The 20216-nt window shown below is 59.4% G+C and carries 18 protein-coding genes; 6 read left to right on the forward strand and 12 right to left on the reverse strand.

From position 1 onward, the window contains the following. Positions 1–53 precede the first annotated feature (53 nt). From NW860_RS01715 to NW860_RS01725, 3 genes are all read left to right on the forward strand, one after another. Positions 54–2966 (forward strand): PAS domain S-box protein, encoded by a 2913-nt coding sequence (locus tag NW860_RS01715; protein WP_414512026.1) that lies wholly within the window; start codon positions 54–56, stop codon positions 2964–2966. Between the two features lie 215 nt (positions 2967–3181). Beyond that, the gene (locus tag NW860_RS01720) at positions 3182–4228 is read left to right on the forward strand and encodes a Fe(3+) ABC transporter substrate-binding protein (RefSeq protein ID WP_414512028.1); all 1047 of its coding nucleotides are present in this window, start codon (positions 3182–3184) and stop codon (positions 4226–4228) included. Positions 4229–4349: 121 nt separating this feature from the next. Continuing rightward, positions 4350–6023 (forward strand): ABC transporter permease, encoded by a 1674-nt coding sequence (locus NW860_RS01725; protein ID WP_414512030.1) that lies wholly within the window; start codon positions 4350–4352, stop codon positions 6021–6023. On the opposite strand, the gene NW860_RS01730 is transcribed toward NW860_RS01725, so the two are convergent. The 8 genes from NW860_RS01730 to NW860_RS01765 form a co-directional block, all read right to left on the reverse strand. Next, a complete protein-coding gene (locus tag NW860_RS01730; RefSeq protein WP_414410373.1) occupies positions 6020–6964 on the reverse strand; it encodes a F0F1 ATP synthase subunit gamma in 945 nt (314 codons plus the stop codon). The two genes, NW860_RS01725 and NW860_RS01730, sit on opposite strands and share 4 nt — an antisense overlap. A gap of 26 nt (positions 6965–6990) precedes the next feature. Continuing rightward, on the reverse strand, positions 6991–8511 hold the full coding sequence (atpA, locus tag NW860_RS01735; RefSeq protein WP_414411699.1) for a F0F1 ATP synthase subunit alpha: 1521 nt from the start codon (positions 8509–8511) through the stop codon (positions 6991–6993). A gap of 32 nt (positions 8512–8543) precedes the next feature. Continuing rightward, on the reverse strand, positions 8544–9092 hold the full coding sequence (gene atpH / locus NW860_RS01740) for an ATP synthase F1 subunit delta (protein ID WP_414395695.1): 549 nt from the start codon (positions 9090–9092) through the stop codon (positions 8544–8546). Positions 9093–9117: 25 nt separating this feature from the next. Further along, a complete protein-coding gene (locus NW860_RS01745) occupies positions 9118–9645 on the reverse strand; it encodes a F0F1 ATP synthase subunit B (protein WP_414512033.1) in 528 nt (175 codons plus the stop codon). Positions 9646–9681: 36 nt separating this feature from the next. Next, positions 9682–10155 carry a F0F1 ATP synthase subunit B' gene (locus tag NW860_RS01750; RefSeq protein WP_414395699.1) on the reverse strand — a complete coding sequence of 158 codons (474 nt, stop codon included), beginning with the start codon at positions 10153–10155 and terminating at the stop codon, positions 9682–9684. A gap of 92 nt (positions 10156–10247) precedes the next feature. Next, positions 10248–10496, reverse strand: a complete 249-nt coding sequence (atpE, locus tag NW860_RS01755) for an ATP synthase F0 subunit C (protein ID WP_414395918.1) — start codon at positions 10494–10496, stop codon at positions 10248–10250. A 227-nt stretch (positions 10497–10723) separates the two neighbouring features. Further along, on the reverse strand, positions 10724–11470 hold the full coding sequence (atpB, locus tag NW860_RS01760; RefSeq protein ID WP_414395700.1) for a F0F1 ATP synthase subunit A: 747 nt from the start codon (positions 11468–11470) through the stop codon (positions 10724–10726). A 5-nt stretch (positions 11471–11475) separates the two neighbouring features. Continuing rightward, positions 11476–12006 carry a hypothetical protein gene (locus NW860_RS01765; RefSeq protein ID WP_414395702.1) on the reverse strand — a complete coding sequence of 177 codons (531 nt, stop codon included), beginning with the start codon at positions 12004–12006 and terminating at the stop codon, positions 11476–11478. Between the two features lie 319 nt (positions 12007–12325). On the opposite strand from NW860_RS01765, the gene NW860_RS01770 reads away from it, so the two are divergent. After that, the gene (locus NW860_RS01770) at positions 12326–12913 is read left to right on the forward strand and encodes a DUF3177 family protein (protein WP_414512036.1); all 588 of its coding nucleotides are present in this window, start codon (positions 12326–12328) and stop codon (positions 12911–12913) included. Further along, the gene (locus tag NW860_RS01775) at positions 12910–13224 is read left to right on the forward strand and encodes a hypothetical protein (protein ID WP_414410379.1); all 315 of its coding nucleotides are present in this window, start codon (positions 12910–12912) and stop codon (positions 13222–13224) included. Before NW860_RS01770 ends, NW860_RS01775 begins: the two co-directional genes overlap by 4 nt. A gap of 13 nt (positions 13225–13237) precedes the next feature. Here NW860_RS01775 and gpmI read toward each other — a convergent pair whose 3' ends face one another. The 4 genes from gpmI to mnmE all read right to left on the reverse strand — a co-directional run bounded on the left by gpmI (position 13238) and on the right by mnmE (position 17459). Further along, positions 13238–14830, reverse strand: a complete 1593-nt coding sequence (gpmI, locus tag NW860_RS01780) for a 2,3-bisphosphoglycerate-independent phosphoglycerate mutase (protein WP_414512038.1) — start codon at positions 14828–14830, stop codon at positions 13238–13240. 94 nt (positions 14831–14924) lie between these two features. Then, on the reverse strand, positions 14925–15449 hold the full coding sequence (locus tag NW860_RS01785; protein ID WP_414395710.1) for a tetratricopeptide repeat protein: 525 nt from the start codon (positions 15447–15449) through the stop codon (positions 14925–14927). A gap of 23 nt (positions 15450–15472) precedes the next feature. Further along, entirely contained in the window at positions 15473–15973 is a 501-nt protein-coding gene (gene dps, locus NW860_RS01790) for a DNA starvation/stationary phase protection protein Dps (RefSeq protein ID WP_414395712.1), read from the reverse strand. Positions 15974–16079: 106 nt separating this feature from the next. Next, entirely contained in the window at positions 16080–17459 is a 1380-nt protein-coding gene (gene mnmE, locus NW860_RS01795) for a tRNA uridine-5-carboxymethylaminomethyl(34) synthesis GTPase MnmE (protein ID WP_414405913.1), read from the reverse strand. 135 nt (positions 17460–17594) lie between these two features. Between mnmE and glgP the strand changes: the two genes are divergently transcribed. Next, positions 17595–20201 carry an alpha-glucan family phosphorylase gene (gene glgP / locus NW860_RS01800; RefSeq protein ID WP_414512040.1) on the forward strand — a complete coding sequence of 869 codons (2607 nt, stop codon included), beginning with the start codon at positions 17595–17597 and terminating at the stop codon, positions 20199–20201. The last annotated feature ends 15 nt before the right edge of the window (positions 20202–20216 follow it).

Raw genomic sequence — 20216 nt, forward strand, 5'->3', positions numbered from 1 at the left:
AGTTGTCAAGTACGAGGGGAAAGAGCTCGTTCAGGGAGAAGAGCGCTATACCTATGCAACAAGAGCTAGTAGAGCAGCAGGAGCGCTTTCGCGCCTTCATCAACAACAGCCATGAGATCTTGTGCCGAATTGACGGCCAGGACCGGTTGCATTGCCTTAACCCACCGGCGGCTAAGAGGATCCTAGGGCGCTGTCTTGAAGAGGGAGAGCCGCTGCCTTGGGAGTGGATCCACCCTGAAGATCGACAGGCTGTTGTCAACGCTTTCCAGCGCCTAAGAGCTAGCCCAGGCGAGACGCTCAGCTTTGTCTATCAGGCCCAGCACGCCGATGGCCATTGGGTGTGGCTGGAGAGCCGCTGCACCAACCTTTTGCAGGATCCTGTAGTGCAGGGGATTGTGTGCAGCAGCCGCGACATTACCCAACAAAAGCAGGTGGAACTAGCTTTGCGGGAAAGCGAAGCCCGCTTTCGGGAAATGGCCGAGGCTGTGCCGGTGAATTTCTTCGTCTGTTCCGCAGATCTCAGCCAAGTTCTCTACAAAAGCCCCCAGTGTCAAAGCATCTGGGGATACACACCGGAGGAGTTTTATCAAAAACCGGATCTTTGGAAAGAAAGGCTTCACCCTGAAGATCTGCCCCGTGTTCTTCGATCTCTTCCTCGAGTTATTCGAGGGGAGCAGCCAATCACCTACCGCATCTTCCATCGAGATGGCAGCCTGCGCTGGTTACGCACTTCCTGTCAGCCTATTTTTAATGAGCGGCAAGAAATCATCCGCTTTGTAGGTGTTACGGAAGACATCACTGAGCAAAAAGAGGTGGAGCTGGCTCTACAAGCAAGTGAGGCTCGCCTTAGAGCTATTCTGGACAGCATCCCCTTTTCCATCTTCCTCAAAGACCTGGGGGGGCGCTATCTTCACGCCAACAGGTTTTATCTACAACAGAGAGGTTTTGAGCTAGGAGAACTTATTGGCAAGCTGGATGATGAGCTTTTCACTCCCGAAGAGGCCCGCGAGTTCCGAGAGCAGGATCAGAAAGCTCTCCAATCTCCGGATCCTGTCAGCTACGAGCGGATTTTTTCCCGCAATGGCAAGCAATTGAGCCAGTGGGTTACCAAATTTGCCCTGCGAGATTGCCAGGGGGATCCCTATGCCGTCTGTGGCGTTGTTGTGGACATAACGCCTCTTAAGCAGGCTCAGGATCTGTTGCTGCAAGAAGCAGAGCGGGAGCGACTACTAGGGGCTTTGCTGCGGCGGATCCGACAAGCTCTAGACCTGCCAGTTATTTTGCAAACAACCACTGCCGAGGTGCGGGAGTTTCTCCAGGTGGATCGGGTAATGATCTACCAGTTGCAGGAGGGGGCAGGGGGGTTTGTGGCCGCTGAGTCAGTGCTGGATCCCTGGCCCAGCCACTTGGGCCGCTCCGTGTGGGATGCTTGCTTTCGCCAGGATCCCTGCCATCGCAAGTACCAGCAGGGCTTTGTGCAAGCCATCGAAAATGTGGCGACCGCCAGTTTGGATCCTTGCTATCGGCAGCTCTTGGAATCTTTCCAGGCCCAGGCCAACTTGGTGATCCCAATCCGACGGGGTGAAGACCTTTGGGGCCTCTTGGTGGCGCAGCACTGCCAATCCAGCCGCCCGTGGCAGGAGTGGGAAATTGAGCTTTTGCAGAAGCTGACCGACCAGTTGGCTATCGCGTTGCAACAGGCTCAGTTGTACGAGCAGGTAAAAGCTCTAAACCAAACGCTAGAAGAAAAAGTGCGGCAGCGCACTGCGGAGCTAGAGCGGGCTTTGCAATTTGAGGCTCTCCTAAGAAGCATTACCAACCGCGTGCGCGATTCTCTCGACGAAGCTGAGATCCTCAGCGCTGCCGTGCGCGAGCTGGGAGAAAGTCTAGATGCCGATGGCTGCGATATCAGCCTTTACAACGCCGATTTCACCCTTGCCACCATCCGCTACGAGTATTGCCCCCGCTCGAAGTCTTACCTAAACCTCTCTGTACCTTTGCAGAGAGGCCCTTACGGAGACGTTCATCGACAACTGCTCAGGGGGCAGTCTTGTCTATTTTGCTTTTCAGGGAAAGCCCTGGAAGACCGCCAAGTAGTGATGGCTTGTCCCTTGCTAGATAAAGGCCAAGTCCTGGGGGATCTGTGGATCTTTCGATCGGCTCGGCGTCCTTTCGACGACCAGGAGATCCGACTTATCCAGCAGGTGGCCAACCAATGTGCCATTGGGCTGCGCCAGGCGCGCTTGTTCCAAGCTGCCCAAGAGCAGGTGCAAGCTCTAGAGCGCCTCAACCAATTGAAAGACGACTTCATCAGCACCGTCAGCCACGAGCTGCGCACTCCCCTCACTAGCCTAAGGATGGCTCTCAAAATGCTGCAGATAGCTCCCTCTGAGGAGAAGCGAGCCCAATACCTGGCTATTGCCGAGCGGGAATGCCAGCGGGAAATCGAGCTCATCAACGACCTGCTGGATCTGCAGCGGCTACAAGCCGGGGCCTATGCCCTGAACATCCAAGCCCTCACCTGGCGGGAGCTGCTGGGGGATCTGCTGACCGTTACCGAAGAGCGGGCCCGCGCCAAGGGGCAGAGCTTTCAAGCCAGCGTCCCCCTAGAAAGCACCATCACAACGGATCCCTTGCTCTTAGGGCGAATCCTGCGCGAGTTGCTGCACAATGCGGTGAAATACACCCCACCCCAGGGATCCATCCGCTTGCAGATCGAAACGGAAAATTGTCGAAGCCGCATCCAGGTCAGCAATAGTCAAGAGATCCCTGCCGAGGAGCTCACGCGCATCTTTGAGCGCTTTTACCGCATTCCCAGCAATGATCCCTGGAAGGAAGGGGGCACGGGTCTAGGCCTGGCCTTGGTGAAACAGATGGTGGATCAGTTGCGCGGATCCATCGAGGTCAGCAGCGCCGCCGGCTGGACAACCTTTACGCTCCACCTGCCCCACCTGCCGCAACTTTAATCTGCTTGGTGAGAATAGCTCCTAAGAGCTTGACTCAGTACTTGAGATCCCCTATCATTGCCTAGGGCGAAGCTACTGATACAGACTCTCAATAAGCTTGGTCTAGAAAAGCAGGATTTGGAAGGGTTGGTCCGCTTCTAGGGCTAGATCCCTTGCTGCTGACGGAATCAGGGCAGCAGCTTTTCCTGAGATTTTTTTGAGTTTAGGAGTTGGGTATGCGCTTATCGCGACGGCAGTTGGTTAACGCAGCTGTGTTGGGATCGGTAGCCTTGACAGTAGGCTCGCTGGGGCGTTCGGCTCGCGGCGCCAACCGGGAGGTCAACCTCTACACCTCTCGGCACTACAGCACAGATGAAAAACTATACGAACTGTTCAGACAGAAAACGGGCATTAGGGTAAACTGGGTGCAGGGCAACGCCGACGAGATTCTCCAGCGCCTCCGCAGCGAGGGAGCCAACAGCCCCGCTGATATTTTCATGACAGTGGATGCGGCCCGGCTGTGGCGGGCTCAAAACGAAGGCTTGTTTCAACCTATCCAGTCGGAGACGCTCGCTAAAAACATCCCAGAATCCCTGCGGGATCCGGAAGGCTACTGGTTCGGCCTGACCAAGCGGGCGCGAGTAATCATGTACAACAAGGACAAGGTGGATCCCAAGGAGCTGTCCACCTATGAGGATCTCGCTAACCCCAAGTGGCGGGGCAAGGTGCTCACTCGCTCCTCCAGCAATGTGTACAGCCAGTCTCTGACGGCTTCGATCATCTTGGCGCACGGGATCCCGGAGACGGAAAAGTGGGCGCGGGGCTTGGTGGCCAACTTTGCGCGCCCGCCGGAGGGGGGAGATATTGATCAAATCAAAGCCGTAGCTGCTGGCGTAGGAGACGTGGCCCTGGCCAACACCTACTATCTGGCGCGTTTGATCAAATCCGACAATCCAGAAGATCGCGCTGTAGCAGCGAAAATCGGTGTCTTCTTCCCCAACCAAAAGGATCGCGGCACTCACGTCAACATCAGCGGCGCCGGCATTCTGAAAACCGCTCCCAATAAAGAGGCTGCCATCCAGTTTCTGGAGTTTCTCTCCGGCCCGGAGGCGCAGGCCATCTTTGCCCAGAGCAACAACGAGTACCCGGTGCTGCGGGGGGCGGAGATCGACTCGGTGGTGGCCAGCTTTGGCACCTTCAAGGAAGACACGATCAACGCCGCCAGCATTGGCCGCGTTACCCCCGAGGCCCTGAAAGTCATGGATCGGGCTGGTTGGCGGTAAGGGCTAGGTTCACCCAAAATGCCGGGGTTGCCGAGAGCCTTCTTCTTGGCTCCCCGGTATGGCTAGATCAGATTTTTGCCAGCTCTCAGGAATTGCCATTGCAGTTGATGGGAAAGCTAGCTTGGCTAAATTCAAGAGCGCTTGGAGGCGATGGTTCAGCGGCTGGACGTTGCTGACCGTAGCCTTGACGGGCTTAATTTTGATTCCCACGCTAACAGTGCTGCTCAGCCTCCTTGCCGACGAGCGGCAGGTTTGGGGGCACCTGGTTGACACGGTCTTGGGGCTATATGTGCGCAACAGCCTGCTGATAATGGCGGGGGTGGCGCTGGGAGTCATCCTGGTGGGCAGCGGCACCGCCTGGCTGGTGACGATGTGCGAGTTTTGGGGGCGGGCCTGGCTGGAGTGGATGCTGGTGTTGCCCCTGGCGGCCCCTACCTATGTGTTGGCCTATGCCTACACCGATTTTTTGCAAGTAACTGGGGGCTTCCAGATCTGGCTACGGCGGGTCACCGGCTGGGAGATCGGCGACTACTGGTTCCCCAACATTCGCTCGCTGGGGGGGGCCATCCTGCTGATGACGCTGACTCTTTACCCCTATGTGTATCTCTCGGCGCGGCTAGCTTTCCAGGAACAGTCGGTGGCCTGTTTGGAGGTGAGCCGTTCCCTAGGCTACGGGCCCTGGGCTAGCTTTTTCCGGGTGGCTTTGCCTTTGGCGCGGCCAGGGATCGTGGCTGGCTGCCTCCTAGCGTTGATGGAGACCCTGAACGATTTCGGCACCGTCAGCTACTTCGGGGTCGATACCTTTACCACCGGCATCTACCGCACTTGGACGGCCCTCGGCAATCCGGTGGCAGCAGCTCAGCTCTCGGCGCTGCTGTTGCTGTGGGTGTTGCTGCTGATGGGCTTGGAGCAATTCTTGCGCCGGCGGGCGCGCTACTATCGCCAAGGGCTTAGGCCAGCTCTAGCCCGCTACCGTCTGCAGGGGATCCGAGCGGTGGGAGCGTGGCTAGCCTGTGGGATCCCGGTTGGGCTAGGCTTTGTCGTCCCCGCCCTTATCCTGCTCCAGATGACGCTGCGCCAGGGAGCGGTGGGCCGCCACTTTTGGAGCTACGCCCGGAATAGCCTTCTACTAGCCACCATCACAGCGGTGATTGCCGTTTCGGTGTCGGTGGTGGTGCTGTATGGGCTGCGGCTGCAGCGGGGATCCACCTGGAGCCTGCGGCTGGCAGTGCGCTTGTCTTCTTTAGGCTACGCGCTGCCAGGTATGGTGATTGCCGTGGGAGTTCTGATTCCCCTGGGACGACTGGATCAACTGCTGAGCTACTTGCGGCAGGTGCTCTTTCAGCAGCCACCCGGTTTGGTTCTGAGCGGCACCATCGCCGCCCTGGTATTTGGCTATTTGGTGCGCTTTTTGGCAGTGGCTCTAGCCACCGTCGAGGCAACCCTGCTGCGCATCCCCCCCAGCCTGGACGAGGCAGCCCGCAGCCTGGGGCAGGGATCCCTGGGCGCCCTGTGGCGAGTGCACCTGCCGCTGATGGGAGGCGGGATCTTGGGGGCAATGCTACTGGTGTTTGTGGATGTCATGAAGGAGCTGCCAGCCACGATGGTGCTGCGGCCTTTTAACTTCGATACCCTGGCCGTTTACACCTACCGCATGGCTGCCGACGAACGCCTGGCCGAGGCCGGTGCCCCTGCTTTGGCAATGGTCTTGGTGGGGCTCTTGCCTGTCATCCTGCTCAACTCCCAAATGGCCCGGCAGCGTAACTTGTACTCTTCCGGACGGGAAGAGACCTAGAGGGCCTCGGCACCTGCCACCACCTCGAGGATCTCCTGGGTAATGGCCGCTTGCCGAGCTTTGTTGTAGGCAAGGGTGAGGGTACGGATAAGCTCAGTGGCGTTGTCGCTGGCATTGCTCATGGCTGTCATCCGGGCCGCCAGCTCGCTGGCTGCTGCCTCCTGCAGAGCCCTCAGCAATTGATTGTTCAGGTACAGAGGCAGGAGCGCATCCAGGATTTGCACGGGATCCTGCTCGAAGATCATGTCCGGCGGCGGGGCTGAGACCGGAGCAACGATCTTGCTGCGCTCGACGGTAAACTCTCCCCCCCGCACCAGCAGGTTAAAGATCTCGTCGTCGCGAGCAGCCAGGCGCGTAGGGTCTAGAGGCAGCAGGGATTGCACCACTGGCCGCGAGCTAATCAGCGAGACAAAGCGGGTGTAGATGAGCTCCACCTTATCCACCTTCTCGGAGAGGAAAGCGGAGAGCAGCTCATCCCCAATTTGAGCGGCTTCAGCGGCAGTGGGGATCTGCGGCAGATTCACGTAGGTCTTGGCGATAGGGGCAGAGCGCCGCTGAAAGTACTGCACCGCCTTGCGGCCTACCAGGTAAAGCTGCACCTGCTGCCCTGTTTCCTGCAGCTCGCCCACTCGCTCTTCAGTACGCTTGATAACGTTGGCGTTGTAGGGGCCACACAGACCCCGATCCCCAGCCACCACTAGCAGGCCCACTGTTGCCACAGGGCGCTGCTTTAGCAAGGGCAGCTCGACATTTTCCAGCCGCAGCCGCGTCTGCAGCCGATAGAAAACCTGGGCCAGGCGATTGGCAAAGGGACGGGTAGCCATCACCTGCTCCTGAGCCCGCCGCACCCGCGCTGCCGCCACCAGGCGCATGGCCTCCGTGATTTTACGGGTGTTCTTCACTGCCTTGATGCGATCCCGAATTGGCTTTAGCTTGGCCATAACCCTCTCTCTTGTCGGATCTGCCCCTAGGCTGCCTGAGCTACAAAGCTTTGCTTGAACTCTGCAATGGCGGTTTTTAGGATCTCTTCCGCCTCCTCGGTAAGCTGCTTGGTGGAGAGGACGATTTCGCCATATTTGGGATGGGCGGTGCTCAAGTAGGACAGCAGGCCCTGCTTGAAGCTGGAGACCTTCTCTAGCGGGATGTCGTCCAGGTAGCCCTGCGTTCCCGCATAGATAATGGCTACTTGCTGGTCCAAAGACAGGGGCGAATATTGGGGCTGCTTGAGGATCTCCTGCAGCCGTTGGCCGCGGGCCAGTTGCTTTTGGGTGGCCTCATCCAAGTCGGAGGCAAACTGGGCAAAGGCTTCCAGATCCCGATACTGCGCCAGTTCCACCTTCAGGGAGCCAGCGACCTTCTTCATGGCCTTGGTTTGCGCCGCCGAGCCAACGCGGCTAACGGAAATGCCAATGTTGATGGCTGGGCGAATGCCAGCGTTGAACAGATCCGACTCCAGGAAGATCTGGCCGTCGGTAATGGAGATAACGTTGGTGGGAATGTAGGCCGACACGTCATTGGCCTGGGTTTCCACAATTGGCAGGGCGGTCATGGATCCCTCGCCCAATTGGCTGTTGAGCTTGGCTGCCCGTTCCAGTAGCCGCGAGTGCAGATAGAACACATCGCCCGGATAGGCTTCCCGACCGGGGGGACGGCGCAACAGCAGCGACATCTGGCGGTAGGCTACTGCCTGCTTGGACAGGTCGTCGTAGACCACCAGGGTGTGCTTGCCTTGGTACATGAAGTATTCGGCAATGGTGGCCCCGCAGTAAGGAGCCAGCCACTGTAGGGGGGCCGGGCTGTCGGCGCCAGCAGCCACCACGATGCTATAGTCCATTGCCCCCCGCTCGGTTAGGATGTTCACCACCTGGGCGATGTTGCTTTGCTTCTGGCCGATGGCCACATAGATGCAAATGACGTCCTGTCCTTTTTGGTTGAGGATGGTGTCGACCGCAAGGGTGGTCTTACCCGTTTGGCGGTCGCCGATAATGAGCTCCCGCTGTCCCCGCCCAATGGGGATCAAGGCGTCGATGGCGGTGATGCCGGTCTGGAGCGGCTCATACACCGAGCGGCGGTCAATGATGCTGGGAGCTGGGGACTCAATGAGGCGAGTCTCGGTGCAGTGAATCGGCCCTTTGCCGTCGAGGGGATTGCACAAGGGATCGACCACGCGGCCCAGCAGGGCTTCCCCTACGGGAATGCTGGCAATTCTGCCTGTGGCCTTGACGGTAGAGCCTTCTTGGATGTTACGGCCGTCGCCAATCAGCACGGCGCCAACGTTGTCTTCCTCGAGGTTGAGAGCAATGCCCAGCGTGCCATCCTCAAACTCCAGCAGCTCACTGGCCATCACCTTCTCCAAGCCATAGATGCGGGCAATGCCGTCTCCTACTTGCAGAACCGTGCCGACATTGGAGACCTGCATCTCCCGGTTGTACTGCTCGATCTGCTGCTTGATGATGGTGCTAATCTCATCTGGGCGAATGGTAGGCATGGCAGTCCTCTCAGGAAAGGGGATCTCAAAACTTAAGCTAGCTGCAGCGCCAGCCGGCGCAACTGGCCGCGCAAGCTGAGGTCGATGACCTGGGAGCCAATCTTGAGGATCACTCCGCCTAGCACCGTGGGATCTTGGCTAATCTGCAGCTCCACGCTGCTAGCTTGCGTGAAGTCCTTTACCCGCTCCCGGATGGATTGCTGCTGGGCTTCGGTCAAGGGCACTGCGGCGGTTACCTCCGCAAGAACAATGTTTTGCAGTTTCCGCTGCAGCTCCAAGAAACGCTGACAGAGAGCCCCAAGGAACATGATGCGGCGGCGGTCGGTCAACAGCTGAAGGGCGTTGAGCAGCAGCGGGTGGATCTGATCGGCAAACACCTGCTGCAGAAGGTTTTTCTTGGCTTCCGTCTTCACCAGGGGGCTAGCCAGAAACTGGCCCAGCTCCGGCGTGGCCTGCAAAACAGCGGCAATAAAGCGCACATCGGCGGTAAAGGTGTCCAGCAACCCCTGTCCAGAAGCCAGAGAAACCAAGGCCTCGGCGTAGGGATCCACTACCCTAAGAGCCATTTTCCGGTTCAGCATGGGTTTCCGTTTCTCCTGAACTCACCTAGCGGGCAAGCATCTGGATCCCTTGCTCAATGAGGCGATGGTGAATCTGCTCATTGAGGTGTTGCGGCAGCTCCTGTTCCACCTTGCGCAGCGCTTGGCGAACAATTTGGCGGCGCAGCTCTTGGAGAATTTGCTCCTGCTCGGCGGCGAGATCCCTTGCCGCTTTGGCGCGCAGCCGTTCGATCTCCTGCTCCACCTGCTGCAACAGCTCCTGACGGCGGGCCTCTGCGCTAGCTTCCGCCTGACGGCGAATGCGCTCTGCTTCCTGCTGGGCCTGTGCCAGCTTTTGCTGTTCCTTCGCCAGCCTCTCGAGGGCTTCCTGCTTGCGCTGCTCCGCCTGCCGCAGCTCCTCGAGGATGCCTTCCCGCCGTTTAGCCAGCGCTTCCCCCACCACTCGGCGACCCAAGAGGTACAGCAAAGTTAGGATAATGGCGATGTTGATGAGGTTGCTTTCTAGAACCGCCTCGAGGATCCCTGGCTCAGCCACGGCCAAAAGCCAAGCGGGCATCCAGCTAAACCCCAGCATCACAAGCTACTCCCCAAGGAACGTTTAACCAGCCACTCAACGGACGCTGCCTAGCAACTTCTCGGTAATCTGGGCGGCGATGGCCTCCACTTGCTGCTGCAGCTGTTCAAGGGCTGCTTGCTTTTCCTGCTCAACCTGCCGCCGCGCCGCTTCCAGCTTGGCTTGGATCTCTGCCTGAGCTGCCGCCAGCTTCTCTAAACGGATGCGAGCAGCAGCCGCTTCCGCCTCGGCAATCACGGCCTGCGCCTGCAGGCGAGCTCGGCTAATCTCCGCCTCGTACTCTTGGGCCAGGGCCGCTGCCTTCTCCAACCGCTCCTGGGCTTCCGCCTGGGTGGAGCGGATGTAGTCGTTGCGGCTGTCAATAACCCGAGTAACCGGCTCGTAGAAGAGAGAGTTAAGCACGGCTACCAACAACAGAAATTGAATGGCGATGATGGGCAGGGTGGCATCCAAGTCGAAGAGACCATTTTTCTCGGCGGCCTCGACGGCCAAAAGGGCTGAGGAGAGCATGGGGCCTCAGGGACAGAAACGAGATCTGAGCTGAAGCAAGACTAGGGGGCAAGCCGGCAGGGACTGTCCAGACTGCCCCCGAGACGACAGCACTAGGAGGCGAAGGGGTTAGCAAACAAAAGCACCAGCGCCACCACCAAGCCGTAGATGGTCAGAGCTTCCATGAAGGCCAGGCTGATCAACAGGCTGCCGCGGATCTTATCTTCCGCCTCTGGCTGGCGGGCCAGCCCCTCCATGGCCGCAGCAGCAGCATTCCCTTGGCCCAGCCCTGGACCCAGGGATCCCAAACCAATAGCCAGAGCAGCAGACAAAACAGAGGCAGCAGAGGTTAACGAATCCATAGCCATCGTGAGATTCTCCTCGTCGTTACAGAACAGAAGTAGGCACGACTGCAACAGCGCCTTTGGTTTGAGGTGATCTGGCTGGAGTCTCCGAGCCGATCGCCCCCTTGTCGGCGACCTCTGGGCACAGGCCCTCGGCCCCAACAAACCTTACCCAGCCCCGGCAACAACCCCCGGAAGAGGTGGGGAGAGCTGAGCGCCCCAGCCCTCGCCGACTCCTCGGCAGCTCAATCGTGGTGATCCCCACCCCCATGGCCTTCCAGCGCCTCTCCAATGTAAGCCGCCGAGAGGGTTGCGAAGATTAAAGCCTGAATGGCTCCGGTAAACAGGAACAGGATCATCACCGGCACCGGGATCAACAAGGGCACCAGCAACACCAACACCGCAATCACCAGCTCCTCGGCCAAGATGTTGCCAAACAGACGGAAACTTAGGGAGAGGGGCTTGGTGAAGTCCTCCAGAACGTTGATGGGCAAGAGAACCGGCGTGGGCTCGATGTACTTTTTAAAGTAGGACAGCCCCCGCTTGCTGATGCCGGCCACGAAATACATGATACTGGTAAGCAGCGCCAAGCCGGCAGTGGTGTTGATGTCGTTGGTGGGAGAAGCCAGCTCCCCTTCCGGCAACGGGATCAACTTCCAGGGGAAAAGGTTCCCCATCCAGTTGGAGACAAAAATAAACAGAAACAAGGTGCCAACATAGGGCACCCAGGGCCGGAAGTTTTTCTCGCCAATCTGGGCACGGGCAATGCTTTGCACAAATTCCAAAACATACTCAACAAAGTTCTGCAAGCCAGCGGGCTCCCGCTGCAGTTGACGAGTGCCCAGCAGCACCACCGTCAAAATCAGGGCAATGGCAATCCAACTGGTAATCAGAACCTGGCCGTGAACCGTAAACTTGCCCAGGTGCCAGTAGAGGTGATGGCCAACCTCAAGCTCTGCTAGGAGAAAAGGCGAGGAGAAGGACGGGCTCATAAGCATCAGGAAGAGGAAGATAAACGGCTCAACGTCTGGACGAGGTAGATGAGCAGGGTGACCTTATACGTCATAAACCCAAAGAAGATGGGCAAAATCTGTAGGGACTTCACCTTCGCAGCCAAAACCATCAGCCCAACAAACAAAGCCAGGCGCGTCACCCCTAAACGGCTGCGAGTTTTGCCCAGCTCTGCCACGCTGCGGCCCAGCATGCGCAGATAGACTACGCCGACCATTGCCCCTAGCAAGTAGTTGCCTGCAACCCCTGGCGAGTAAACCAAAGCCAACCCCAGGGCAATGGGCAGGCTCACGCTAAGGGTAACTAGCGCCAGCCATAACTGCAGTGCCGCATAGCTTCTGCCCACTGTCCCCTCGCGAGAGGTTGGCTCTGGCTGCAGCGAAGCTTGGCAACCCCTCTCTTCCCCATCGTTTTGAGAAAGGGGCACGTCCTCTAGGGGAGGCAAGGGCCTGGGCTTCCACTGGGCTGCCTTCCAGCGGCTGGGACTGTGAGAGAGAAGTCTGAAAGAAGGGGACATGGAAGCGGGATTCCTACCTCTTAGGGGTCGGCCTTAACCCAAAATACCATGGCTGAGTAACAATACTTAACACACTAGGCTTAACACACTAGGCCAAACCAAGGCCCTAGGAAACTCCCATCTGCCTTCCAGAAAGACGGCTGGCCCACGAGGTGTTCCTTTAAGAATCTACCACCTTCCTGGATGGGCAATGGCGAGAATTGGAAAACTTTCCAAAAGCCTGCAGCGTAAAGTCTTGGGGAGGGGTAGTATTCTGTACCCCTGGGGGATCCTGCTGCAGATCCCGGCATACTAGGGTCAGGAAGGAGAGAAGGAGAGGATGATCCCACAGGAGTGGCTGCTGAAAGCCATTTGGGCGGACTACAGCCTAGCTGTGGCGCTGACCGTGGTGGTGCCGCTAGCTCTCTTGGTTTGGGCTTTTGCGGTGGGGCTGGGGCCCCTGATCCAGCTTCTGATTGCCTACTGGCGGGTGTCTAGTCTGTTGGCGGTAACCGTATATCTCATGATTGGCGGCCTGCCCATCAGTTTCTTGAGCGGGGCAATAGCACGGCTTTTGATCCCGCTCAGCCTTTGGTTCTGGCGGGATTGGAGCACCGCCCTCGAGCAGTCGAGAAGCTGGGCAGCGCGGGCTTTCTTGCTCTGGCGGTGGATCCTGACTGGCTATATGGGGGTCGGGTTCTTCTTTTCAGGAGCCTTTGTGCCCTGCGCCTTCCAGGCTTCTTTGTCGCTGCAGTGTCGAGCCTGGTTTGAGCCGCCGCTGGGCTTTCGGGAGATCTTCCATCCCAATGTACCCCCCGAGCTGCTCGGGAGCCTAGGGGCCTGGGGCTTGGTAGCTTACCTACTCTACAGCGTCTATTTCGTCTGGCGGCTGCGGCCCCCTGAGGAGAAAAGGGAGTTGGCAGAATGAGCGCCCTGCCCTGGCCGCTGGCTCTAGAGCGCTACAGCCAAGCCCACCCCCAGGAGGTGCTGCGGGTGGAGGTGGAAAGCGAGGGGGAAACGGACTTGGTGCTCATCTACCGCGGCTACAGCAGCTCCCTGCGCCGGCCCACCCCCCCCGATCCAGAGGTGCCGGTGATCCCTCCTCAGGCTCGCTTCTTACAGTTAGAGCGCCTTAGTGCCCCTTATCACCCTGAGCGCTCCCGGGTTTTGGCTCTCTACCGCAGCTGGGAGGAGGTGAGGGCTTGGCTAATCCAAGAAGGGATCCCAGTAGCCGAGTAAGGGAGGGCGGGTTTTAGCGCCCCACAGGCGCCGGCTGCCGCTGCAGGAGGGTGTATGCTGCCGGCTGCAGGAGGGACTGCCCCGTCATCTCTGGGGGCTGCGGCAAGCCCAAGATCTCGAGCAGGGTAGGTCCGACATCAGCCAAGGTGCCGCCGGAACGCAGCCTGGCGTCGCCACCGCGGCCCGGGATCTTGCGCTTTTCGCCCTCCACCAGAATGCAGGGCACGGGGTTGGTGGTGTGAGCGGTCCAGGGGTTGCCCTGGTCGTCCCACATCTGCTCGGCGTTGCCGTGATCCGCAACGATGAGGGTGGTGCCTCCTACGTCTACCACTGCCGCCAGCAGGCGACCCAGGCAGTGGTCTACCGTTTCCAGAGCCCGCACCGTGGCCTCAAAGTTGCCGGTGTGGCCCACCATGTCGGGGTTGGCGTAGTTCAGCACCACCAGGCTGTACTCGCCGCGGGCAATGGCTTCGATAGCCTTGTCGGTGACTTTCCTCGCCGACATCTCCGGCACTTGGTCGTAGGTGGCCACCAGCGGGCTTTGAACCAAGATGCGATCTTCCCCAGGGAAGGGCTGCTCTAGGCCGCCGTTGAAGAAGTAGGTGACGTGGGCGTATTTTTCCGTTTCGGCAATGCGCAATTGCTTAAGGCCAGCCTCGCTGACCACCTGCCCTACCAGGTGATCCAGGTTCTGCGGCTTAAAGAGCACCTGCACCGGCAAGGTGGGATCGTACTGGGTCATGGTGATGAAGGTGAGGTCCGGAATAAGGCAGCGCTGGAAACCGGAAAAGTCGGGGCAGACGAAAGCTTGGGTAAGCTGGCGGGCCCGATCCGGGCGGAAGTTGAAGAAGATGACTGCATCTCCCGGCCTTACTGCTCCCGGCGCCAAACGAGTGGGGGGAATGAACTCGTCGGTAATACCCTGGGCGTAAAAGTCTGCCATCACCTCGGCAGCGCTGCGGCCACAGCCAGGGCCATCTTCCGTCATAACCTCGTAGGCCTTCTGGGTGCGCTCCCAACGGCGATCCCGATCCATGGCGTAGTAGCGGCCGCTCAGGGTGGCGATGACGCCGTTGCCCAGCCATTGCAGCTCTTTTTGGAGGGCGGCCAGAACTGTTGCCCCTTCACAAGGGGGAGTATCGCGGCCATCCGTGATAGCGTGAACGTAAGCAGGGATCCCCACCTGCGCTGCCAGTTTCAGCAGGCCGTAGAGGTGGTCAATGTGGGAGTGAACCCCTCCTGCAGAGCAGAGCCCGATGAAATGAAACCGGCCTCCCCGCCCCTTGAGTTGACGACAAACTTCCACCAAAAGAGGCTCTTGAAAAAGGGATCCCGTCTCAATGGCATCGCTAATGCGCACCAACTCCTGCGGCACTACCCGCCCTGCTCCCAGAGTTAGGTGGCCCACCTCGGAGTTGCCCATCTGCCCTTCTGGCAAACCCACGGCCCGCCCCGAAGCTTGCAGCAGGGTATGGGGATAGGTAGCCCATAGGCTATCCATGACGGGGGTTCGGGCAGCCAGTACGGCGTTGCCCTCCGCGGCCTCGCGATAACCCCAGCCATCTAGAATGACCAAAACTACCGGTGCCACCGACTGTGCATTCATGAAGCGGTCTCTCGCGTTTTCCAAAACATGATACCAGCCCCGGCAATACGGTACCGGATCCCTAACCTCCACTTTTAAGGCCAGCAATTGTCAATTAGCCGCGGGAGCTGGGCTGCAGACGCTTGCGCAGGGACTCGGCGCGGCGCTTGGCAATGGCATTTTGGGGATCCAGCTTCAACACGGTCTCGTAGGCTTCCAGGCCAGGGCCGTAGAGATTTTTTTTCTCGTAGGCATGGCCCAGGTTATTCCAGGCGGTTACATAGGCCGGATCTGCCGCCACCGCATCTTTATAGTAGCGAATGGCCAGATCGTATTGCCCCTGGCTAAAGTAGGCAAAGCCAAGAGCGTTGCAAACCGGGGGGATGTTTTCCCCAGCCACTTCCAGGGCTTTTTTGAGCTGGACGATGGCCTGCTCGTAGAGACCCTTTTGCAGGTAGACGCTGCCCAACTCGTAGTGCTCCTGGGGGGATCCCTTGCCCTTGCTTAGGCGGGGCTGGAGCTCGCGAATGACTTTTTCCTGCGCCCATAGGCGTAGCACCCCACGCAAGACAAAGAAACCCACCACCCCCAGGATGCCTGCCAAAGCTGCCAAGTAAAGGAGAGAAGCACTGGCAACCATTTTGTTACCCCACAATTAGCTCTTTAAGCCTGCAGGTGGGCCTCGATAAACCAGAGATCTTTATCGATTTGCCGCGAGATCTCGGTAAACAGGTCGGCAGTGTCGGCGTCCCCCAGCTCGGTGGCGCGGTCAATGTTGCGCCGAACGGCAGCGGCATACTGACCGTAGCGGGCCGCCAAAGCCTGCAGGTGAGCCCGACCGTCTTCAGCCGTCAGGTCGTATTCAGGCAAGCTCGAGGTTTGGGCGACGATGCGGGCCGTGCCGCGGGCAATGCCCCCCAGGGCCGTAACCCGTTCGGCCAGCATGTCCACGTAGTTTTCCAGGGTGCTGGCAAAGGTGTCAAACATCTCGTGCAGGGCGATGAAGTTCATGCCTTTGACGTTCCAGTGGGCCTGCTTCACCTGAGTCTTCAAATCCAGGGTGTCCGCTAAAGACTGGTTGAGCAGCTCCACCAGTTGCGCGCGGGCCTCGGCCGGCAGGTCGAGCTGAGTGGGGTAGAGACGGGTTTTTTCGGCGCTAACCATAGCCAACCTCCCAACTGTTGTGGAACCCGCTGGGGCCATCGATCTGTCAGCTCCCAACTGGGCCTATACTAACACAAACTCAGAATGAGTATGAGTTAGCAAGCGGTTACTTGCCAATGCAAAAGCGGCTAAAGATCTGATCCAAGACTGCCTCGGAGATCTCCTCGCCGGTGATCTGGCCAAGGGCGTGCAGCGCCCCCCGCAGGTCGATGGTCCAGAAATCGAGGGGGAGCTGTTCCCGCATGGCCTGGGCCACTTGTTCTAGGCTGGCTTGGGCCTGGCGGAGGGCGGCGGCCTGGCGCTGGTTGAGGCTGACCTCCAAGTTGGGCTGGGGTCGCCCCTGGGTAACAAGCTGCTCCAGGGCTTCTTCCAGCTCTGGGATCCCCTTGCCCTGGGCGGCAACAGCAGGGACACGGTAGGTGATTTCGGGGGGGAGAGAAATGCCGTTGGGGGAGGCGAGGTCAGTTTTGTTGATCACTAGAATCAGGGGGCGGTGGCGGATGGAGGCATAGATAGCCGCATCAGCCTCCGTCCAGCCCGCCTGAGCATCGATGACCAGCACTAGCACATCGGCGGTCTGGGCCAGCCGTTGGGAGCGCTCCACCCCCAGCCGCTCCACCGGATCGTCAGTGGCGCGAATGCCGGCGGTATCCAGGAGCTGGACGGGGATCCCTCTCACCACCAACTGGGATTCCACCACATCCCGAGTGGTGCCAGGTAGATCCGTGACAATAGCGCGATCCTGCCCTGACCAGGCGTTGAGCAGGCTGGACTTGCCCACATTGGGCCGCCCGACAATGGCCACTTTCACCCCAGTGCGCAGCAGTTGCCCCCGTTCGGCAGTGGCCAGCAGGGCCTGCATCTGAGCCTGAATGTCTTGCAGCCGGGCCTGCCAAGCCGGGACATCCAGAGGGGGCAGATCCTCTTCAAAGTCAATTCGCGCCTCGATCTCGGCCAATAAGCCCAGGAGCGCCTGGCGCAGGGCGCGGATAGACTGTCCCAGTTTGCCCTGCAGACCCGCCAGCGCCATTTGAGCTGCCTGCGGAGAGCGGGCTGCCACCAGATCAGCCACACTTTCGGCCTGGGTTAGATCGATGCGACCGTTTAGGAAAGCGCGCAGGCTAAACTCCCCTGGCTGCGCTAGCCGGGCTCCCTGGCGCAGGCACTGCTGTAGGGTAGCCTGAACCACCATAATGCCGCCGTGGCAATGGAACTCCACCACATCCTCGCGGGTGTAGGAGCGGGGGGCCTGCATCCACACAGCCAGAGCTTCGTCCAGTGGGTGGCCCTTCTCGTCATGGATCCAGCCATAGAGAAGGCGATGGCTCTCCCAGGTGGCATTGCGGCGGGCGGGAGTAAAGATCGCCTGGGCAATGGACAAAGCCCGCGAGCCGGAAAGGCGTACAATGCCAATGCTGCCCTGCTCGGGCACCACGGCGGTGGCAATGGCAGCAATGGTGTCGGCCAGGGGTGTAGTGGGATCCATAGGTGAATGGGCTATGCCTTAGTTCCCTGTAGACAGGAGCCCGGCCTTAACTCGAAAGAAGCTGTAAAAAGCTAAGCTCTCCCGCCGAGGTCAGGGTAGCTTGGCAGTGGCGACCTGCACTTGTCCTAACAAAATATGAAGCCGTTACGCACGTTTAGGGTAATCCCTTACCTGCCGCCTGCCTTGGAGAGCCTGCGCTTTTTGGCCTACAACCTGCATTTTAGTTGGAACGTAGAAACCCGCACCCTGTTCCGGCGCATGGATCCAGATCTGTGGGATGCCTGCGGGCACAACCCTGTGGCTCTTTTGGGCCAGATCCGGCAGGAACGGCTGGATGAATTGGCAGAGGATCCGGGGTTCTTAGCCCAACTGGAGCGAGCTAGCCAGCAACTAAATAGCTATCTCCAACGAGACACGTGGTACCGTCGGTACCGCTTATCCCATGCGGTGGAAGGGGAATGCTACGCCTATTTTTCCGCGGAGTTTGGCTTGGCCGACTGTCTGCCTCTTTACTCAGGGGGTTTGGGGGTGTTGGCCGGGGATCACCTCAAGGCAGCCAGCGACTTGGGCCTGCCGCTCGTGGGTGTGGGCCTACTCTACCAGAAGGGGTATTTCCGCCAGTACCTCAGCCCCGATGGCTGGCAGCAGGAGCGCTACCCCACCAACGATTTCTTTAACATGCCCCTGGAGCTGCAAAGAGACGCGGAGGGCCGCGAGATTCGCATTGAGGTGGACTACCCCAACCGCAAGGTATTTGCCCGCATCTGGAAAGCCATGGTGGGGCGGGTGCCCCTATACCTTCTCGACACCAACATCGAGCCCAACAGCCAGTACGACCAGGACATCACCGACGAGCTCTACGGGGGCGACCAGGATGTGCGCATTCACCAGGAGATCATGCTGGGGATCGGTGGTGTACGGGCTCTGCGCGCCCTTGGGATCCACCCCACTGTCTACCACATGAACGAGGGGCACTCTGCCTTTTTGGCAGTGGAGCGGATCCGCCTGTTGATGGTGGAGCAAGGGCTGAGCTTTGAGGAGGCCTGGCAGGTGGCTAAGTCGAGCCAGCTGTTTACCACCCACACGCCAGTGCCTGCGGGGATCGACCTGTTCCCGCCAGACAAAATCGACTACTACCTGGGCTCCTACTACCGCCAGATGGGCCTAAGTCGGGAGCACTTTTTGGCCCTGGGTCGAGAAAATCCAGGCGACTTCCAGTCCCCTTTCAGCATGGCGGTGCTGGCCATCAACATGGCCTCGTTTGTTAACGGCGTCAGCAAGCTCCATGGGGCGGTCGCCCGCAAGATGTTTGGCCCCCTCTGGCCTGGGATCCCGCAAGAGGAGGTGCCGATTACCTCCATCACCAATGGCGTGCATGTCCGCACCTGGGTGGGGGAGGAAAACCAAGCTCTCTACGACCGCTACCTGGGGCCGGATTGGGCGGAGGCTCCTCCCTCGGATCCTCTCTGGCAGAAGGTGGATCGGATCCCGGATGCGGAACTGTGGCGGGCGCACGAGCACAGCCGCGCTCGCCTCATTGACTTCACCCGCCAGCGCCTGGTGGAGCAGCTGCAAAAGCGGGCAGCCTCGACGGCTGAGATCCAACGGGCCTCAGAAGCCCTCAACCCAGAGGTGCTTACCATTGGGTTTGCCCGCCGCTTTGCCACCTACAAGCGGGCCACTCTCTTGCTCCACAACCTGGAGCGGCTCAAAGCCCTGATCAACCATCCCCAGTACCCAATGCAGTTTATCTTTGCCGGCAAGGCCCACCCTCGCGATACAGCCGGCAAGGAGTTGATCCGCCAAATTGTCCAGGTGTCGCGCCAGCCAGAGTTCCGCCAGCGGCTGGTGTTTATCGAAGACTATGACATGTACATCGCTAGCTTAATGGTGGCCGGGGTGGACGTGTGGCTGAACACCCCCCTGCGCCCCCGCGAGGCCAGCGGTACTAGCGGCATGAAGGCAGCGGCTAACGGCGGACTGCACCTGAGCATCTTGGACGGCTGGTGGGATGAGGCAGATTACTACCAGACTGGCTGGCCCATTGGCCGCGGCGAGGAGTTTGAGGATCGCGCCTACCAGGACGAGGTGGAGGCCAACGCCCTCTACGATCTCCTGGAAAAGGAAGTAGCTCCTCTTTTCTACCAACGCGGCAGCGATGGCCTGCCCCATGCCTGGATTCAGCGCATGAAGCAGGCAATCCACCTCAACTGCCCTCGCTTCAGCACCCAGCGCATGGTTCGGGAGTATGCCGAGCGAGCCTACATTCCGTTGAGCAACTCCTTTGACCGCATGCGGCGCAACAACTTCCAGGCGGCCCGCCAGTTTACCCGTTGGCGGAACCATCTGCAGGAGAACTGGTACAACCTCCGGGTTCTCGACGTCCGGATTGAAAACCCAAGACAGCCCACTGGCAAGCCTTCTGCCGGCCGGGATAGTCAGGTCCAGGAAGTGGTGATGGCCGGGGAACCCCTCACCGTAACGGTGGAGGTGCAGCTGGGATCCCTGCAGCCGCAGGATGTGATTGTTCAAGCCTACCAGGGGTCGGTGGACGACAAGGGCCAGATCCAAAACGGCCGGGCAACCCCCTTGCGCTACGTGGAGACAGTGGGGGATCGCGCCATCTTTTGTGGCCAAGTTCGCTACGAGAGCAGCGGCTTGCAGGGGTTGGCCATCCGCCTATTGCCCTTTCACCCCGATATGCCCGATCCCTATGAGCTGCGGCTGATGCTCTGGGCCTAGCCGGTCAGGCCCTCC

It is taken from the genome of Synechococcus sp. F70.1, from assembly GCF_047502745.1.
In the GTDB taxonomy this organism is placed as follows: Bacteria; Cyanobacteriota; Cyanobacteriia; order Thermostichales; family Thermostichaceae; genus Thermostichus.

What these genes read in the sequence shown, in the direction of transcription:
- NW860_RS01715 (WP_414512026.1), top strand. Translation starts at nt 54, where the DNA reads ATGCAACAAGAGCTAGTAGAGCAGCAGGAGCGCTTTCGCGCCTTCATC.
- NW860_RS01720 (WP_414512028.1), top strand. Translation starts at nt 3,182, where the DNA reads ATGCGCTTATCGCGACGGCAGTTGGTTAACGCAGCTGTGTTGGGATCG.
- NW860_RS01730 (WP_414410373.1), bottom strand. Translation starts at nt 6,964, where the DNA reads ATGGCCAAGCTAAAGCCAATTCGGGATCGCATCAAGGCAGTGAAGAAC.
- atpA (WP_414411699.1), bottom strand. Translation starts at nt 8,511, where the DNA reads ATGCCTACCATTCGCCCAGATGAGATTAGCACCATCATCAAGCAGCAG.
- atpH (WP_414395695.1), bottom strand. Translation starts at nt 9,092, where the DNA reads ATGCTGAACCGGAAAATGGCTCTTAGGGTAGTGGATCCCTACGCCGAG.
- NW860_RS01745 (WP_414512033.1), bottom strand. Translation starts at nt 9,645, where the DNA reads ATGCTGGGGTTTAGCTGGATGCCCGCTTGGCTTTTGGCCGTGGCTGAG.
- NW860_RS01750 (WP_414395699.1), bottom strand. Translation starts at nt 10,155, where the DNA reads ATGCTCTCCTCAGCCCTTTTGGCCGTCGAGGCCGCCGAGAAAAATGGT.
- atpE (WP_414395918.1), bottom strand. Translation starts at nt 10,496, where the DNA reads ATGGATTCGTTAACCTCTGCTGCCTCTGTTTTGTCTGCTGCTCTGGCT.
- atpB (WP_414395700.1), bottom strand. Translation starts at nt 11,470, where the DNA reads ATGAGCCCGTCCTTCTCCTCGCCTTTTCTCCTAGCAGAGCTTGAGGTT.
- NW860_RS01765 (WP_414395702.1), bottom strand. Translation starts at nt 12,006, where the DNA reads ATGTCCCCTTCTTTCAGACTTCTCTCTCACAGTCCCAGCCGCTGGAAG.
- NW860_RS01770 (WP_414512036.1), top strand. Translation starts at nt 12,326, where the DNA reads ATGATCCCACAGGAGTGGCTGCTGAAAGCCATTTGGGCGGACTACAGC.
- NW860_RS01775 (WP_414410379.1), top strand. Translation starts at nt 12,910, where the DNA reads ATGAGCGCCCTGCCCTGGCCGCTGGCTCTAGAGCGCTACAGCCAAGCC.
- gpmI (WP_414512038.1), bottom strand. Translation starts at nt 14,830, where the DNA reads ATGAATGCACAGTCGGTGGCACCGGTAGTTTTGGTCATTCTAGATGGC.
- NW860_RS01785 (WP_414395710.1), bottom strand. Translation starts at nt 15,449, where the DNA reads ATGGTTGCCAGTGCTTCTCTCCTTTACTTGGCAGCTTTGGCAGGCATC.
- dps (WP_414395712.1), bottom strand. Translation starts at nt 15,973, where the DNA reads ATGGTTAGCGCCGAAAAAACCCGTCTCTACCCCACTCAGCTCGACCTG.
- mnmE (WP_414405913.1), bottom strand. Translation starts at nt 17,459, where the DNA reads ATGGATCCCACTACACCCCTGGCCGACACCATTGCTGCCATTGCCACC.
- glgP (WP_414512040.1), top strand. Translation starts at nt 17,595, where the DNA reads ATGAAGCCGTTACGCACGTTTAGGGTAATCCCTTACCTGCCGCCTGCC.